Source organism: Wolbachia endosymbiont (group B) of Aricia artaxerxes (genome assembly GCF_964026975.1).
Lineage (GTDB): Bacteria > Pseudomonadota > Alphaproteobacteria > Rickettsiales > Anaplasmataceae > Wolbachia.
Map to the genome: position 1 here is coordinate 1,123,708 of NZ_OZ034718.1, position 15,899 is coordinate 1,139,606.

The 15,899-nt window shown below is 34.4% G+C and carries 17 protein-coding genes; 9 read left to right on the plus strand and 8 right to left on the minus strand.

Features of this window, described 5'->3' with window-relative positions:
* Positions 1-48 precede the first annotated feature (48 nt).
* Positions 49-1,014, minus strand: coding sequence for an Rpn family recombination-promoting nuclease/putative transposase (locus tag AAGE00_RS05045; RefSeq protein ID WP_264706885.1), 966 nt, complete (start codon positions 1,012-1,014; stop codon positions 49-51).
* Positions 1,015-1,135: 121 nt separating this feature from the next.
* Here AAGE00_RS05045 and AAGE00_RS05050 point away from each other — a divergent pair, with 121 nt between their 5' ends.
* The 4 genes from AAGE00_RS05050 (at position 1,136) to AAGE00_RS05065 (ending at position 3,795) form a co-directional block, all read left to right on the plus strand.
* Entirely contained in the window at positions 1,136-1,690 is a 555-nt protein-coding gene (locus AAGE00_RS05050; RefSeq protein WP_341815175.1) for a helix-turn-helix domain-containing protein, read from the plus strand.
* Positions 1,674-2,036, plus strand: a complete 363-nt coding sequence (locus tag AAGE00_RS05055; protein WP_265032143.1) for a helix-turn-helix domain-containing protein — start codon at positions 1,674-1,676, stop codon at positions 2,034-2,036. The genes AAGE00_RS05050 and AAGE00_RS05055 overlap by 17 nt, the downstream gene beginning before the upstream one ends.
* A 206-nt stretch (positions 2,037-2,242) precedes the next feature.
* Entirely contained in the window at positions 2,243-2,911 is a 669-nt protein-coding gene (locus AAGE00_RS05060; protein WP_265024777.1) for a RadC family protein, read from the plus strand.
* A gap of 287 nt (positions 2,912-3,198) precedes the next feature.
* Positions 3,199-3,795: a hypothetical protein gene (locus tag AAGE00_RS05065; protein WP_341815176.1), complete on the plus strand. Its 597-nt coding sequence runs from the start codon at positions 3,199-3,201 to the stop codon at positions 3,793-3,795.
* Between the two features lie 29 nt (positions 3,796-3,824).
* Here the strand turns inward: AAGE00_RS05065 and AAGE00_RS05070 are convergent, their stop codons facing one another.
* Positions 3,825-4,784, minus strand: a complete 960-nt coding sequence (locus AAGE00_RS05070; protein ID WP_341815149.1) for an IS5 family transposase — start codon at positions 4,782-4,784, stop codon at positions 3,825-3,827.
* Positions 4,785-4,923: 139 nt separating this feature from the next.
* Here AAGE00_RS05070 and AAGE00_RS05075 point away from each other — a divergent pair, with 139 nt between their 5' ends.
* From AAGE00_RS05075 to AAGE00_RS05090, 4 genes are all read left to right on the plus strand, one after another.
* Positions 4,924-5,277, plus strand: coding sequence for a hypothetical protein (locus AAGE00_RS05075; protein WP_341815177.1), 354 nt, complete (start codon positions 4,924-4,926; stop codon positions 5,275-5,277).
* A gap of 268 nt (positions 5,278-5,545) precedes the next feature.
* The gene (locus AAGE00_RS05080; protein WP_341815178.1) at positions 5,546-5,944 is read left to right on the plus strand and encodes a recombinase family protein; all 399 of its coding nucleotides are present in this window, start codon (positions 5,546-5,548) and stop codon (positions 5,942-5,944) included.
* Between the two features lie 86 nt (positions 5,945-6,030).
* A complete protein-coding gene (locus AAGE00_RS05085; RefSeq protein WP_341815149.1) occupies positions 6,031-6,990 on the plus strand; it encodes an IS5 family transposase in 960 nt (319 codons plus the stop codon).
* Between the two features lie 31 nt (positions 6,991-7,021).
* Positions 7,022-8,356 (plus strand): recombinase family protein, encoded by a 1,335-nt coding sequence (locus AAGE00_RS05090; RefSeq protein ID WP_341815179.1) that lies wholly within the window; start codon positions 7,022-7,024, stop codon positions 8,354-8,356.
* Here the strand turns inward: AAGE00_RS05090 and AAGE00_RS05095 are convergent.
* Entirely contained in the window at positions 8,273-8,887 is a 615-nt protein-coding gene (locus AAGE00_RS05095) for a RadC family protein (RefSeq protein WP_213863718.1), read from the minus strand. The two genes, AAGE00_RS05090 and AAGE00_RS05095, sit on opposite strands and share 84 nt — an antisense overlap.
* Before the next feature lie 127 nt (positions 8,888-9,014).
* Positions 9,015-9,485 carry a hypothetical protein gene (locus AAGE00_RS05100; protein ID WP_019236353.1) on the minus strand — a complete coding sequence of 157 codons (471 nt, stop codon included), beginning with the start codon at positions 9,483-9,485 and terminating at the stop codon, positions 9,015-9,017.
* A gap of 75 nt (positions 9,486-9,560) precedes the next feature.
* Between AAGE00_RS05100 and miaA the strand changes: the two genes are divergently transcribed.
* Entirely contained in the window at positions 9,561-10,454 is an 894-nt protein-coding gene (gene miaA, locus AAGE00_RS05105) for a tRNA (adenosine(37)-N6)-dimethylallyltransferase MiaA (RefSeq protein ID WP_019236354.1), read from the plus strand.
* Positions 10,455-10,812: 358 nt separating this feature from the next.
* Here the strand turns inward: miaA and AAGE00_RS05110 are convergent, their stop codons facing one another.
* The 4 genes from AAGE00_RS05110 to dnaK all read right to left on the minus strand — a co-directional run bounded on the left by AAGE00_RS05110 (position 10,813) and on the right by dnaK (position 15,854).
* Positions 10,813-12,375, minus strand: coding sequence for a Mur ligase family protein (locus AAGE00_RS05110; RefSeq protein WP_007302714.1), 1,563 nt, complete (start codon positions 12,373-12,375; stop codon positions 10,813-10,815).
* A complete protein-coding gene (gene metC, locus AAGE00_RS05115; RefSeq protein ID WP_012481742.1) occupies positions 12,344-13,576 on the minus strand; it encodes a cystathionine beta-lyase in 1,233 nt (410 codons plus the stop codon). The genes AAGE00_RS05110 and metC overlap by 32 nt, the downstream gene beginning before the upstream one ends.
* A gap of 7 nt (positions 13,577-13,583) precedes the next feature.
* Positions 13,584-13,868 carry a BolA family protein gene (locus tag AAGE00_RS05120; protein ID WP_012481743.1) on the minus strand — a complete coding sequence of 95 codons (285 nt, stop codon included), beginning with the start codon at positions 13,866-13,868 and terminating at the stop codon, positions 13,584-13,586.
* 72 nt (positions 13,869-13,940) lie between these two features.
* Entirely contained in the window at positions 13,941-15,854 is a 1,914-nt protein-coding gene (dnaK, locus tag AAGE00_RS05125) for a molecular chaperone DnaK (protein ID WP_019236356.1), read from the minus strand.
* Positions 15,855-15,899: the final 45 nt, after the last annotated feature.

A 15,899-nucleotide genomic window follows, 5' to 3' on the forward strand; every position in this document is an offset into this window, starting at 1 on the left:
TGATATGTCGAACTTAGAGAAGGTTTTCATAAATGTTGAAGTGAATAATTATGTTTTTTCCTTGAGTTGTAAAATTTCAGAATGAGAGAGACCGGTAATTTGAGCGATAACATCTATAGAGACACCGGCCTTGAGTGAGTTTTTGGCCACAGCTATTTTAGTCTGTTGTTCACCCTCTGCTATACCCTCTTCCTTACCTTCAGCTCTACCTTTTTCATGGCCGATTTGGATGCCTTCTTTCTTGCCCTTCTCTTCTCCAATTTGGATGCCTTCATGTTTAGCATCATCGAGCTTTTGAGCAAGGACAGCCTGTTCATCACGAATACGTTTGATCTCTTGTTCGTAGGCTATAAATTCTTTTTCTGACCAGTTGAACCTATTTAGTTCTTCATATGCTCTTTCAATTATTAGATCACTTCCTATTATTCTCTCTAGCTCTTCTTCACTAGTTTCATCTGCATATCTAAAGAAGTAGACCCATTTTTCAACTATACTTGAAAGCTGATCTTCTTTGGTTTTTGGAAATTTAGGTAACTCAATAAATATAAAGTAAAAATCTTTTAGATCATGCTCATTAGTATCTTCATCGCGAATAGTATGCTTTGATTTGTACTCAGACTTATCAGGAAATAAAATACAGTCTGCTATAGCAATAAAGATAATTTCCTTAAGGTCATGATATTGATCGCCTTTATCAGCCTGTCTTGAATAGGCTTTAGCAGCATAGTATTGAGCACGTTTTTCAAAGCCCTTAGTTTTAGCGACCTGCATTTCGACTATGACTTGCAGCCCATTTTCATCCCTACAAAGAACATCAACAATGCTTTGTTTTTTAGAAGCAATATCAGGGTCTTGAATAGTACTTAAGAACTCTATATCCCTTATTGTACTTTTGCCGGTGAAGCCAAGGATATCATTAAGGAAGTGAATAAGAATGTCCTTATTTTTTTCAGTACCAAAGATGCGCTTGAACGATATATCATTCTTGGGATCGAGAAACTTCGAAAGAGCCATGAGAAAGTAAGATAAAAAGCATTAATAATTATACACAGTTGTGAAGAAATATTCAACTAAAATGCAAACATTTTGTATATCTTTATTTGGTAGTATTAACCTGTATAATATCTATTTCTGTATGGCAAAGCATACTACTGTTTCCATAAGGTACCAAATAGCGCAAAAAGTAAGGAGCTGGAGGTTAAAAAGAAAATATACCCTGAAAAACTTAGCAGGCAAAGCAAACATAAACTATCATACACTGCTAAGATATGAACAAGGAACATGTGGCATTCCAATTGAAAAGTTAAAAATATTAGCAGGGGCATTATCAATTCCTGTTGGAAATCTCTTTCCTAGACGAAAAGTACTAAAAGAAAGTAGTTGTTTCGACAAAGCTAAGACCCAGGAAATGTCTAATTTTATAGAAAAAACAGGAGGACACAAAGCAATTTATGCATTAACCAAATCTATCCGAGCTGAGGAAGAAAGTAATATAAAAGCAGCAAGAATAAAAATTGCAAAGAATCTAGTTAAAGCAGGGTTTGATAATGACATTATCTATCGAGCAACAGGCTTACCAATTGAAGAATATGCTGATAGAGAGAATATCGGCTGTACAAGCCAAAACGGAGGACAAGAGATAAAAAAATGGAAGAGGATATACACAAGAAGAATTGGCAAAAAAGCTTAATATAGGACCCTCACAGATACATCACTATGAACAAGGTAGTGTCACCATTTTAAGTGAAAGGTTATGGGAAATAGCAAAAGAATTGTCAGTAGATGCTGAAGATCTAATAAAGGAATACAAAGAAAGTGATTGTGAAGGAGAAAATGAATTATTAAGTTTGGCAAGAGAATATAGAAAAATTGACAACCAAGAATCACGAGATGAGCTAAATATATGGGTAGAATTTTTCTTGCAAAGAAAGCAAATTTACAAAGAGAAGATTAATAAAATAGAGGAAATGAAAGTTGCAAATAATTTACTTCAGTTAGGTTTTTCTACTGATGCTATTTCTAAAATAATTGATTAATAACAATTTTTTTTACATGAAGAATTAATTTTCAATTAGATAAAAATAAATATCTATTAAGATTTTAACCTATTCATAAAAAAATAAGTAAAAAAGATTGAAAAATTGATTTGACTTCACTCGGAAGCTATGGCTTTATGCCAATGCTGATAAAAAACAGCAGTAAATAATTAAAAACAATTTGTTATTAACGAGGAGTATATTTTATGAATAATGGTAAAAAACTTACAGAAGAAATAGAGAGAGTATTACAGAGTGGAGGAGGAAGTGCTCTATTTGATCGTGAGATAGTGTCAGTGCTTCTAGGAGCAGTTCACGACAGAAAGCAAGCACAAGATGTTACTAAAACTCTAATGGATAACTGCCCAGGAATAGGAGAAATTTTAGGACGAGAAATCGATGATCTGAAAATGATAGAAGGAATGACCGAACATGCAGCTGCAGCAATTGAATGTGTTAAAGAAGCTTATAAAAGAGCACTCAGAGAAGGGTTAAAAAGAGGCCCTGTAATGGATAGCCAAGAAAAGCTGATAGAGTATGTAAGGGTAAACATAGGCTTTTCAGCAAAAGAAGCTGTCCTGATAATATATTTGGATAAGCAGAACCGTTTGATAAGAGATGAAGTGTATTTTGGTACAATAGATGAAGTACACTTATCTGAAAGGAAAGTGGTAAAAAAGGCGTTATCAATGGAAGCAGCGTCAATAATATTAGCTCATAACCATCCAGGAGGGAGTTTAGAACCATCAGAAGATGATAAAGTAATGACTAGAGAATTAGTATCAGCATGTCAAGGAGTGGGAATTGAACTAGAGGATCACATTATTATGACAGACAAAGGATATTGCAGTTTTAAGGAAAGAGAGCTGTTATAAACCAAATTTCAATTGCTTGAGAAGTTTGGCTACACAATGAAATATAAAATCAAGTAGCAAAAAGACTTAGTCAAGAATCTGTATTGGAGAATTACAAAATATAAAAGATCTTTGTATAGTTTGTATATTAAGTTGTAGTTAAAGAATAAAAGTCCTGAAAAAGCTATTCTTTTATTATAAATAGTTGCAGAATATACAAGATCTTTTTATAATTTGCGTATTAAGTTAATCGTAAAGCAATAAATTGCTCTATAGACTTGAATAATATGCTTAATATAGGAGGGTATATGACTACTAAAAAAACAGTATCATTTGATGATATGGATGGAAATACTTATGAGTTAATCATTGATTCTAAAAAATTACCAAAAGGACTATATAGTGCTATTAGGCGTACTAGCAAAAAAAATCAGCAGCTTATACTTGTAGATGAGACTGATCCGAAAATATTTGATGATAAAAGCAGGTTTGAGAAGCCTGAAGGTGTGCCTTCCCCTAGCGATGTTTCTGAAAAATCAATCAATCTTGGAGAAGGACGTGAGGTTTATAACAAAAAATCTTCAAATCGTCAAAATCCGTTTATTCCAGCCTTAAGCAAGATAGAGCCAAGTGCAAGTGAAAATGCAGAATTAAGATGGTTTAAAAGTAGAGTAGTAAAGGCAAAAAGCGTAGAAGAACTGAACAAGACTATAGACCAAGCACTAAGTGCTGGAATCAGGATAAATGCGTATAGCGAAGGGCAGAAGAGTTTTGCTGATACAGTAATATCGAAAATGCCTTTGATCAAATGCAAAAAAAATGAGAAGGAAGACATAATATGTGAATTGATGCTAAATGGAGCAATATTCAGTTACGATCTATTGCAGGATGGCTTTGTTGCATAGCACTGATAGGCATGTAAATCACAGTGAATTTACGCAGCTAATTTAAATTCAGCCATACCTATATCAGTAAATTTGTTCAATAAGTAGCACTTAATTAACAGCTCTTTTTCACGATTTACCTCTGATTTATTTTTCAAGCCAAACCCAAATATTTGCTTCAACCTATAGAAAAAGACTTCAATATAAGACCGTGCTCCATACTTAACTTTTTTCTTCCATTCATTAATACCATCTTCATAATTCTCATATGACCTAATTCTACTAATATACTTGTTTCTTTCTGATAAGTAGTCAGCTAAACAAATTTTAGTATCCTTCCTAGGGCGAATAATAGGCACAATATTGTATTTTCTGCATTCTTTATACACACTTTTTATATCATAAGCCGCATCTGCTCGAATAGAACAAATGTTATATTTATCACTGACTTCTTCTAACATATCGCAGACCGGCAAATAGTCTACAGCAACACCACTAGTGTAGTTCATGCTTATTGCTTTCTTATCATTTATGTTTAAAACAACATGTAATTTTCTTACTTGACCATAACCACTGTATTTTCTTTTTCGAATATTAAGCTTACTATGCCCACCGTTATTATTGTAGATACTAACTCTAGTGCTATCTACGGCAATTTCAACATTTTCCAGATCATCTTTATTGCTTCTATGGTCATCAATCTTCAAATTAAGCTTTTTAAATCTTCTGGAAGCTTGTGTATAGCTGATAATCTTAAGTTTTTTGCCTATTTGTACCATATAACCTTTTACAAAACCTACAGCTTGTCTCAAGCCAATTCTAAAAAGATGAACTATTATGTGTATTAAAATTACAACTTTATCACTATAAGTGTTATTGCCACCTGCAACTTTTGGACTATTTTCATACCAATTTTCTATGGCTTGATTAACAAAATGAAAAACATTTCCTCTTTTTTTGAGAAACTCGTTATATTCTCTTTGGTTACTTACTCTCATTTTTTGTGGCATAAGTTGTACTTGTTTGAAAAATGCCTATTTTACAACAAAATTCGTTAGTAGCCATATATTAAAAAGCTTTTCTTCTTACAATAACCTCAACCAACACTAGCTATGCAACAAAGCCTTGCAGGATAAGGGAATAAGTGAGATGCATAACAAACTCTATCAAGAGGTTCGTCCACAGATAGATGAGTGGCTTAAAGAACTGAGAGAAATCGGTGAAAGTGCTATTGAAAATGAAGGAATCATAGAAGACGTGGAAATGGATAATCAGACGTTTTTTATGAAATTTTCTGAGAGTAGTAAGGTAAATATTGCAAGAATATTGGAAGGTACAAAAAATTTAGGATTAACCACAGGAGAGGTAAAATTAGGAGGTGATGTTATAGAAATAGGAAATAGTAAGGTTGAAGTTAGAATTGGAAAAGAAGGTGAAAGGAATTACGTTGATGTGTCTGATAATAGTGCTTTTACACTACCGACAATGTTGCAAAAAACATAAAAATAAAACTAGAGAAAACCATTTCTCGAAAACTTCTGTGTCCAGAACCAAGAGTCCGATTTACTTATAGCGCTAATAATCAATTAACCATCGGCTTTAAGGAATGATATGAACATATTATTTCAAGGAAAAGTCATGAGAAACAAGAGATTAGCTATCCAAATTAGCTGTAGCTATGAACCTAATCGGTTAGCAGAACAATGCTTATCAGATGCTTATGAAAAGGTAGTGTCAAAGGAAATAAGTCAAAAAAACTTAAAACATAAAAATGGGATTCAAGGAGGGTCAAATGGTAACAGTATGTTTATATGCGAGAGTTTCTTCGGGGAAACAAGTAGAAGGAAATACGATAGAAAGTCAAATTGCAGCTTTAGAGAAGCAAATTAATCTGGACGGATACAGATTGTTAAGTGAGTATAAATTTATTGATAACGGCTACAGTGGATCTCATTTAGTCCGCCCTGATTTAGAAAAATTACGTGATAAAGTAACAGAAGGTAAAATTGATAAGATTTACATTCATTCTCCTGATCGTTTATCTAGAAAATATGCATATCAAATGGTGCTGATTGAAGAATTTGAAAAAGCAGGAGCAAAAGTGGTTTTTTTAAATTATGAGATTAACGGTAACCCAGAATGGCTTTGTTGCATAGCTAGTGTTGGTTGAGGTTATTGTAAGAAGAAAAGCTTTTTAATATATGGCTACTAACGAATTTTGTTGTAAAATAGGCATTTTTCAAACAAGTACAACTTATGCCACAAAAAATGAGAGTAAGTAACCAAAGAGAATATAACGAGTTTCTCAAAAAAAGAGGAAATGTTTTTCATTTTGTTAATCAAGCCATAGAAAATTGGTATGAAAATAGTCCAAAAGTTGCAGGTGGCAATAACACTTATAGTGATAAAGTTGTAATTTTAATACACATAATAGTTCATCTTTTTAGAATTGGCTTGAGACAAGCTGTAGGTTTTGTAAAAGGTTATATGGTACAAATAGGCAAAAAACTTAAGATTATCAGCTATACACAAGCTTCCAGAAGATTTAAAAAGCTTAATTTGAAGATTGATGACCATAGAAGCAATAAAGATGATCTGGAAAATGTTGAAATTGCCGTAGATAGCACTAGAGTTAGTATCTACAATAATAACGGTGGGCATAGTAAGCTTAATATTCGAAAAAGAAAATACAGTGGTTATGGTCAAGTAAGAAAATTACATGTTGTTTTAAACATAAATGATAAGAAAGCAATAAGCATGAACTACACTAGTGGTGTTGCTGTAGACTATTTGCCGGTCTGCGATATGTTAGAAGAAGTCAGTGATAAATATAACATTTGTTCTATTCGAGCAGATGCGGCTTATGATATAAAAAGTGTGTATAAAGAATGCAGAAAATACAATATTGTGCCTATTATTCGCCCTAGGAAGGATACTAAAATTTGTTTAGCTGACTACTTATCAGAAAGAAACAAGTATATTAGTAGAATTAGGTCATATGAGAATTATGAAGATGGTATTAATGAATGGAAGAAAAAAGTTAAGTATGGAGCACGGTCTTATATTGAAGTCTTTTTCTATAGGTTGAAGCAAATATTTGGGTTTGGCTTGAAAAATAAATCAGAGGTAAATCGTGAAAAAGAGCTGTTAATTAAGTGCTACTTATTGAACAAATTTACTGATATAGGTATGGCTGAATTTAAATTAGCTGCGTAAATTCACTGTGATTTACATGCCTATCAGTGCTATGCAACAAAGCCACCCAGAATCTCAATTACTGTTACAAATGCAAGGTATGATAGCAGAATATGAACGTGCGAAAATTATGGAACGAAGTCGTCGTGGTAAAATCTATGCAGCTAACAAAGGCTATGTAAATGTAATGGGAGGAGCTCCTTATGGTTATCGTTATATAGATAAGCATATGGGAGGAGGACAAGCTTTATTTGAGATTAACGAAAAAGAAGCTGATGTCGTTCGTAAAGTATTTTTGTGGATAGGCAGAGAAAGAACAAGTATTGGGGAAGTATGTCGTCGGCTAAATACTATGTCCATTAAGACACAAAAAGGAAAAGAACGCTGGAATAAAGGTACAATTTGGAGTATGTTGAAAAACCCTGCTTACAAAGGACAAGCAGCTTTTGGTAGAAGAAGGTTAGGAGTAAGATTAAAGCAAGTAAGACCACAGAAAGGCTCTTGTGAGCAGCCAAAAAGTAACCACTCTGTCTATCCTGTTGAAAAAGCAAATTGGATTTATATTAAAGTGCCAAATATAGTAGATGAAGATATATTTGATATTGTTCAAGAACAATTAGCTGAAAATAGAAAAGTAGCAAGGACAAGAAAAAGAGGAGCAAAGTACTTACTACAAGGTTTAGTCATATGTAAGCGTTGTAATTACGGATGTTACGGAACTTGCATGAGAAGTAGACGAGAAGAAGAAGGTGGTCATTATGCATATTACCGTTGTAGTGGTAAAGATTCTTACCGTTTTGGTGGTAATAAGATTTGTGACAATAAACCCATTCGCTCAGATGCATTAGAAACAGCTGTGTGGGAAGAGGTTAAGCAGTTATTGAAAAATCCAAACAGGATTTTAGAAGAATACAAGCGTAGGCTTTCAGAACTAAAAAAATCATCATTGGATCAAAAAAGTGACCTGCTAGAGAAACAAGAAAATAAATTAAAACGTGGTATTGCTAGACTTATCGATAGTTATGCTCAAGAATATATCAATCAAGAGGAATTTGAACCACGAATTAAAGCAATGAAACAAAGCTTAAAAACAATTAAAGAAGAGAAGAAAAAGATATTTTATCAAAAGGAATTAGAACAGGAGGTAACTCTGGTTGTGGCCAATTTAGAAGACTTTTCTTCCAATATTACGTTAAACCTTGATAACGCAGACTGGTTAACTAAACGTGATATTATCAGAACATTGGTCAAGAGAATTGAAATTAACCTTGAGGACGTAAATGTGGTATTTCGCGTAAAAGAGCTACCGAACTCTTCTGGACATAATGGAAAGGAAAATAAAAATTTGCAACATTGTCGTAGGTGTATTATCCTCATCCTCTTTTGATGGTTCTATATCTCCACTTGGATGATTATGTGAAATTGCAACAGATGCTGCATCAATCAGTAATCCCTGTTTTATTATTTCCCTCACATACAGAGGTACTCTGTCTATAGTTCCACAGTCTTGAATATACTCATATATTAAATGACCACTTCGATCTAAGTATACCACTCGTAAGCTTTCCTTTCGTGACTGCCCTATTGCTGCTTTAAAGTATTTTAGTAGCTCTTCTCTATTATCAAGAATTGACAATTTTTTTAACTTACCTTTCAGTATCCTATCAAAAATCTCTTTCAGACAAAAGATATTTGCTATTGCTCCATCATTCATTCCTGTAACGTTTTTTAGCTCATGAAAATCAGCATTAATTACCCTTCCTAAACTACTAAAGAGCTCAATTAGCCTTTTTGCCACTTCTCTTCCTTCTGCATATCCAGACAGAGTACGTTCTAGTAGCTCGTGATCCAATAAAGACCTGCCTCTGCTTGATAGAATACGAGTTTCCAATTTTTCTTTTCTCTCACTATTATTCATAAAAACCTCCAAGGTCAACATTATATACAAATTCAACGCCAGCTTTCTGACGCAGTAGTTCTCGAGGAATAACCCTTTTGAACTCTAAATTTGCAATGTTGTCCTTGTTGCTTTTACAACAGATTTACTACAATCCGAACTCCTCATTGATTTTATCGACTATCGTCTGTGGTGGATCATCTCCCCATCCTGAATATAAAATCTCTCCATAATCTGCAACATCTATAGAGCCAGTTCTACTTTTTGCCAGAAACATTTCTCTTTTATCTTTATCAACTAATACATAGTGCCAAGCTGATCTTCCTCGATCTTTACCACGAACTAGATATATGAGATCTGATCTACTTCTTCTTGTTGCATCAGCAAAGGATCTTTCATTGATAGTTCTGCTTTTACTCTTTATGCCGCCACTTTCAGAAAAAGCTTCCTTGGCTTCAGCTTTTTTGTTTGCCAATTCAGAAATTTTTCCTTTTGCTCCTAGTGCATGTTCTTTGGTATTTTGAGATGAATACTTACTGGAAAAACCTCCTCTTGTCTCATTAGAAGTCCTATTTGTAAAACGCTTAGTAAACGAGTTATCGTTATCATTTTCTGCCATAAAAGTCTCCAAATTTTAGATTGTAGAATCCAAATTTTTACTACACCCTATCATAGGTTAGTTAAATTAATATAAATGAAAGATAATATAGTAATTATTACAGGAATTACAGCCTCAGGTAAATCAGAATTATGCGATAACTTGATAAAAAAGCATAAAAACATTAGCATAATAAACTGTGACTCAAAGCAGGTATACAAAGAGATTCCCGTAATTACTGCTCAACCACCAAAGCAGAAAGAATTTTATAGGCTATACGGTTATGTTTCAGCAAGAGAAAATTATTCCGTAGGTTTATGGATAGAGGATTTAAATAGGGAAGTTAACAACGCGCTGAAAAATTCACGAATACCGATCATCACTGGAGGAAGTGGGCTTTACATTAGCAGCTTAATCAAGGGATTATCATCGATTCCACAAATAAGCCAGGAAGTGAGAGAAAACGTAAATGAACTTAGAAAAAATTTAAGTAAAGAGGAATTCTACAAATTAGTGCTAAGCAAAGATCCAAGGATTCAAGGTAAAATATTTATTAATGACTCACATCGCCTCTCAAGAGCACTTGAAGTTATCACTGAAACTGGCAAGACAATCTTTGTATGGCAAGAAAATAGACAGCCTCCTTTGTTCAATAATTTTAAGGTATATACAATTCTACCTAAACGTGAGGATATATACCGAAAAATAAATTCTCGTTTTATTGAAATGGTTGAAAATGGAGCAATTGATGAAGTAAAAAACCTACTTAGCATGAACCCATCTCCACATTTGCCAGCTATGAAAGCACATGGAGTACCAGAAATTATAAGATACTTAAAAGGGGAGATTACTTTAGACGAAGCAATACAGATTGCTCAAACAAACACAAGGCATTATGCAAAACGCCAGTACACTTGGTTTAAAAATCAATTTCCGAATTCTCAAGTGATTGACTGTGCAAATAAATTGACAGAATTTGGAATATTTTGATTATTATGTATTATATTGCTATGCCTATGCAAACTTTTCTTGATAGTATTAAACTTTTTTCTTAAAGAACTTTCATCATTGCCTAAATTGTGATTATTAAATTCTTTGTAAAAATATTCTTACTTATGAAGCGCTACTATACCTGTAAGAGCCTTTATCACTAAATGAACTATATCACGCAATATTTCATCCTAAATTTTTCTATATTCTCTCACTAATCTTGTAACCACAATCTCCACTTTCATATCCTTGTATAGCTCTTCTCATAATAGTAGGAACAAGATAAGATAGTGATTTAGTGTAACAAGAAGGTAAAAATGCCAGCAGCGTACAGTTATGACTTAAGGAAAAAAGCCATTCAGGCGTTGGATGAAGGAGAGAGCAAAACAGCAGTAGCAAATTTTTGGCCCTCTCTAATAACTTCAACATCACTAAATTCAAGGGATTGGCCTTCTATTATTTGGAATCTTTCATGTCCTTTTCCTGCAACTAGCAGAATCATATTTTCATCATGTGCTATATTTATACCTTTCTCTATAGCTTTTTTTCTATCTCCTATCTCCAGTGCATCAGGGCAATGTAACAAAATATCGTGACGAATTTTCCCCGGATCTTCATCGCGCGGATTGTCATCTGTGACTATAACTTTACCTGCAAGCATTTGTGCTATTTTACCCATCTCTGCACGTTTTGTTTGATCACGATTCCCGCCACAACCGAACACTAGAACTATCTTTTTATTGAAGTGCCATTTTAAAGACAACAGAGCTTGTTTGAGTGCACTTGGAGTATGAGCGTAATCGACAAATGCAAAAGTGTTCACTTTTTCCATTCTTCCAGATGGAGAAGCGAGTTTATCTATACACATTCTTTGATAGTCCATACCAGATGAAATAACTATACCGATTGCACACAACAAATTATATGCTTGAAATTGCCCAAAAATCGGAAAAAATGCGTTATAAATTTCATCACCGATTTGAATTGTCAGGTATTGACCATTGGCAGTGGGTATCTGCTTTAATAAAGTAATGTCAGAGTTTTTTTTTCCATAGGTTATAACTTTGTTGCCACGCTTTTCAGCTATGTTGAGCAACTCTCCATATTCGCCTATATCTGCATTTAAAATCGCTGTTTTTTCTTTTGGCAATACCTCATCAAACAACCTTTTCTTGGCCTCAAAATACTCATCGATACTTTTGTGATAGTCCAAATGATCTTGAGAGAAATTAGTAAAAGCTGCAGCATTGAGCCTGAGTCCATGGATTCTGTATTGATCGATTCCATGGCTTGAAGCTTCTAATGCTAAGTGTTCTACGTTCTTATTATTTATGTCACGCAATGTGGAATAAAGATCATCTGCACTTGGCGTTGTAAGGCTATTATCTTTTCTATTATTATTGACACATGTTCCCAGTGTTCCTATAGACGCTACATTATCTTGCCAAATCTGGCGACAAAATTCCACCACTGAAGTTTTACCATTCGTACCAGTTACAGCAGCAACATATTTAGGTTGTTTGAATTGATAAAACCTGCTGACTATTTCACTGTATATTCCTTGAGGGTCCGAGTGGTAAAGCACTGCAAAACTTGGAGTACTTGTCATTCGAGTAGCGGACACTGGAATCCAGTTTTCATTATACAATTGTCTAGTATGCTTGTTTACAATTAAATTTTCTGGATCCCAGTGTCTGAGCACTGGGATGACATCTTTCTTGGCCCCTTGTATTACAACGTCTACACAGTTGTGTACACATCCATTAGGAAGACATGTTACGTGTTCTTTACTCCTTTCTGACACACAAACAAAAAGGTAACCTTCTTTAACTCTCTTAGGATTACATGTGACGCCTTTGATTTCAATATCAAAGTCAGCATTTACAATGTTATGCAGTAGCTCTTTCAGTCTCACAATCATCTTTAACACTTGAACATGGCAGTCTTATTAATGCAGTATTCAAGTCAAAAATCAAATCTTCAGGATCTTCTAGTCCGCAAAATATTCGCACAAAACTTCCACCATAATCTGAATTCATTACAGATCTTGACATAGATCTATGTTCTATTGGTAATATCAAACTGTCACATCCTCCCCAAGAAGCACCGATGCCAAAAATTTTCATGTGATCAACCATGCAGCTTAGTTCCTCACATGAATATTCTCTATCGAGTACTATACTAAATACGCTACTTGCCCCTTTGAAATAACTTTTCCATAAATCATGCTGAGAATAGGAAAAAAGTGCGGGGTATAAGACTTTTTTGATTTTTGGATGTTTTTCCAGCCACTTTGCTACTTGCATTGCTGTACTTTGATGCTTCCTCATGCGTGTTTGCAGTGTTCTAAGTCCCCTGTGTGCAAGGTAACAGTCATGCGATTGAATGGTGACTCCATAATTTTTATAGCTCTCATAAAGCAATTTAAAAATTTTACCTTCAGCAACCATAGCTCCCATCACTAAATCTGAGTGACCGGCTAGATACTTTGTCACCGCGTATAGTGCAACATCAATTCCATAATCAAGCGGCTTAAACAACAAAGGAGTGGCCCATGAATTGTCACAAACGGTTACGATTCCACGTGCTTTAGCAACTTTTACTATATGCTCTATATTTGAAATCTCAAACGTTATAGAACCAGGAGTCTCAATCATGATGAGTGAAGTATTACTCTGAACTAAATCAGTTATATCCTGTGTCGGATTATAAAAAGTTACTTCTACTCCTCTTTTTGGTAGCTCATTTTCGGCAAATCTCTTTAGCCTATAATAACTATTATCTTGTATCAGGACATGTGAACCTGCTTTAGTGAAAGTCAAAATAGCAAAAGTAAGTGCAAATAATCCAGAAGGGTAGATGAGTGCTTGTCCCCTACCCTCAATTTCAGCCAGTGCATTTGAAAAATAATGAACAGTAGGCGTACCAACATTACTGTAACTGTAATCCCTTGCAACACCATCATTGATTACATCGTATATACTTTCTCCATTTGCTGCATTTAAGTAGTCCTTGTAAGTAGGAAATAATATAGTAGAAGAATGATAAACTGGTGGGTTCATCGACCCTTTATAATCATTAAATTTTCTTCCTGCTTTAACTAATAAAGACTCTTCTCTCACGTTTCTACTATTTATTTTTTAGATTGTATTCGCTTTGCGTATACAAGTGAAGAGAAATCGCATGTAATCGCTCTATTTCACTCTTTAATAATTCATAGATCAATTTATGCCTCTTTAAAGAGCTCATTCCAGAAAAGTCGTTAGATATTAATACTAATTTGATATGTGAAGGTAGTGTCGAAGAAGAAACAAAATAATGATCTACATGCTTTGCTGATTCATCGATAATATTAATATCAATTACACCTATTGAATCGCGTAATTTTTCTTCTATTGTCTTAATAATATCCACAATAGTTCCTTTAAGCAACAATACGCTCCTCTTGTCATCCCACAGTATCTGGGCACTGGGATGACAATCGAATTACTTATTCTCTTCTTTATTATCCATGTCTTGATAATCAGAATCTACTACTTTTTCTTCCTCATTATTTGTTGTGGATGAGCTTTCTCCACCTTGTTGTTGTTGAGATTCCTTATACATAGCTTCTCCAAGCTTCATAGAAAGTTGAGAAAGATTAGTAACCTTCTGTTGTATTGAATCAGCATCATCAATATTATCAGACTTACTAACTTCCTTTAATTCATTAACTGCATTCTCAATAGCAGATTTATCTTCTGGAGAAATTTTATCACCATATTCTGTCAAAGATTTTTCTGTAGAATGAACTAAACTATCCGCTTGATTCTTCACTTCAATAAATTTCTTACGCTTTTCATCTTCTTGTGCTTTTTCCTCAGCTTCTCTCACCATCCGATTTATTTCATCCTCCGATAAACCACCTGAAGACTGAATACGTATTTTTTGCTCTTTTCCAGTAGCTTTATCCTTTGCAGAAACATGCGCTATTCCATTTGCATCTATATCAAATGTCACCTCAATTTGAGGAACCCCGCGAGGAGCAGGTGGTATTCCTTCTAAACTAAACTGACCAAGCAGTTTATTATCAATCGCCAATTTTCTTTCACCTTGATGTACCTTAATTGTAACGGCTGTTTGGTTATCTTCTGCAGTTGAAAACACCTGAGATTTTTTTGTGGGAATAGTAGTATTACGTTCAATAAGTGGAGTGAACACTCCCCCTAGAGTTTCAATACCAAGAGAAAGTGGAGTTACGTCAAGTAGTAATACATCTCTTACATCACCTTGAATGATTCCCGCCTGTATTGCAGCTCCAATTGCTACAACTTCATCAGGGTTAACCCCTCTGTGTGGATCTTTGCCAAAGAATTCTTTAACTTTCTCTATGACTTTTGGCATACGAGTCATGCCACCAACAAGAACTACTTCACCAATTTGACTAGCAGACAAACCAGCATCTTCAAGAGCTTTTTTGCAAGGAATTATAGTCCTTTCAATTAAATCATTCACTAAACTTTCAAGCTTTGCTCTTGTTAGCTTCATATTTAAGTGTTTTGGGCCACTTGCATCAGCTGTAACAAACGGTAGATTTACTTCTGTTTCCATTGCACTTGACAATTCTACCTTTGCTTTTTCTGCAGCTTCTTTGATTCTTTGCATAGCCATTGGATCGTTTTTCAAATCAATGCCATTACTTTTCTTGAATTCACCCAGTAAATAATTTACTACTGCATTATCGAAGTCTTCCCCTCCAAGGTGAGTATCACCATTTGTAGCCTTTACTTCAAAAACTCCGTCACCTATTTCAAGAACTGAAACATCAAATGTACCACCACCAAGATCATACACTACTATTGTGTGTCCGTGCTTTTTATCAAGACCATAAGCAAGTGCTGCAGCAGTTGGTTCGTTAATTATTCTGAGGACATTTAATCCAGCAATTTTTCCTGCATCTTTTGTTGCTTGACGTTGAGAATCATTGAAGTACGCCGGCACTGTTATCACAGCATCCTTTACTTCTTCCCCAAGATAAGCCTCAGCTGCTTCTTTCAGGTTTTGTAGTATAAATGCACCAATTTGACTAGGAGAGTATTCTTTACCATCAGTTGTTTTAACCCATGCATCACCATTTTTTGCTGCAAATACCTTATACGGTACACCTAGATTCTTCATTTCAGGATCGCTATATTGGCGACCTATCAATCTCTTAGTTGCAAAAAAAGTATTATTTGCATTGGTAGTTGCTTGCCTTTTTGCTGGAGCACCAATCAACCTTTCTCCAGACGAAGTAAATGCAACTATAGACGGAGTAGTTCTTGCTCCTTCTTTATTCTCGATTACTTTTGCATCCTTGCCTTGCATTATTGCAACACAAGAATTTGTTGTTCCAAGATCTATACCTATTGCTCTTCCCATAATGAATACTCCCTTTTAAATATTATCTGATGTAAAATATATAAG

Excerpts from the sequence above, each read along its gene's own strand:
- AAGE00_RS05075 (WP_341815177.1), top strand. The coding sequence starts at position 4,924 with ATGCATAACAAACTCTATCAAGAGGTTCGTCCACAGATAGATGAGTGG.
- AAGE00_RS05050 (WP_341815175.1), top strand. The coding sequence starts at position 1,136 with ATGGCAAAGCATACTACTGTTTCCATAAGGTACCAAATAGCGCAAAAA.
- AAGE00_RS05065 (WP_341815176.1), top strand. The coding sequence starts at position 3,199 with ATGACTACTAAAAAAACAGTATCATTTGATGATATGGATGGAAATACT.
- AAGE00_RS05085 (WP_341815149.1), top strand. The coding sequence starts at position 6,031 with ATGCCACAAAAAATGAGAGTAAGTAACCAAAGAGAATATAACGAGTTT.
- AAGE00_RS05090 (WP_341815179.1), top strand. The coding sequence starts at position 7,022 with ATGCAACAAAGCCACCCAGAATCTCAATTACTGTTACAAATGCAAGGT.
- AAGE00_RS05095 (WP_213863718.1), bottom strand. The coding sequence starts at position 8,887 with ATGAATAATAGTGAGAGAAAAGAAAAATTGGAAACTCGTATTCTATCA.
- AAGE00_RS05060 (WP_265024777.1), top strand. The coding sequence starts at position 2,243 with ATGAATAATGGTAAAAAACTTACAGAAGAAATAGAGAGAGTATTACAG.
- AAGE00_RS05110 (WP_007302714.1), bottom strand. The coding sequence starts at position 12,375 with ATGATTGTGAGACTGAAAGAGCTACTGCATAACATTGTAAATGCTGAC.
- AAGE00_RS05080 (WP_341815178.1), top strand. The coding sequence starts at position 5,546 with ATGGGATTCAAGGAGGGTCAAATGGTAACAGTATGTTTATATGCGAGA.
- AAGE00_RS05100 (WP_019236353.1), bottom strand. The coding sequence starts at position 9,485 with ATGGCAGAAAATGATAACGATAACTCGTTTACTAAGCGTTTTACAAAT.
- miaA (WP_019236354.1), top strand. The coding sequence starts at position 9,561 with ATGAAAGATAATATAGTAATTATTACAGGAATTACAGCCTCAGGTAAA.
- AAGE00_RS05045 (WP_264706885.1), bottom strand. The coding sequence starts at position 1,014 with ATGGCTCTTTCGAAGTTTCTCGATCCCAAGAATGATATATCGTTCAAG.
- AAGE00_RS05070 (WP_341815149.1), bottom strand. The coding sequence starts at position 4,784 with ATGCCACAAAAAATGAGAGTAAGTAACCAAAGAGAATATAACGAGTTT.
- dnaK (WP_019236356.1), bottom strand. The coding sequence starts at position 15,854 with ATGGGAAGAGCAATAGGTATAGATCTTGGAACAACAAATTCTTGTGTT.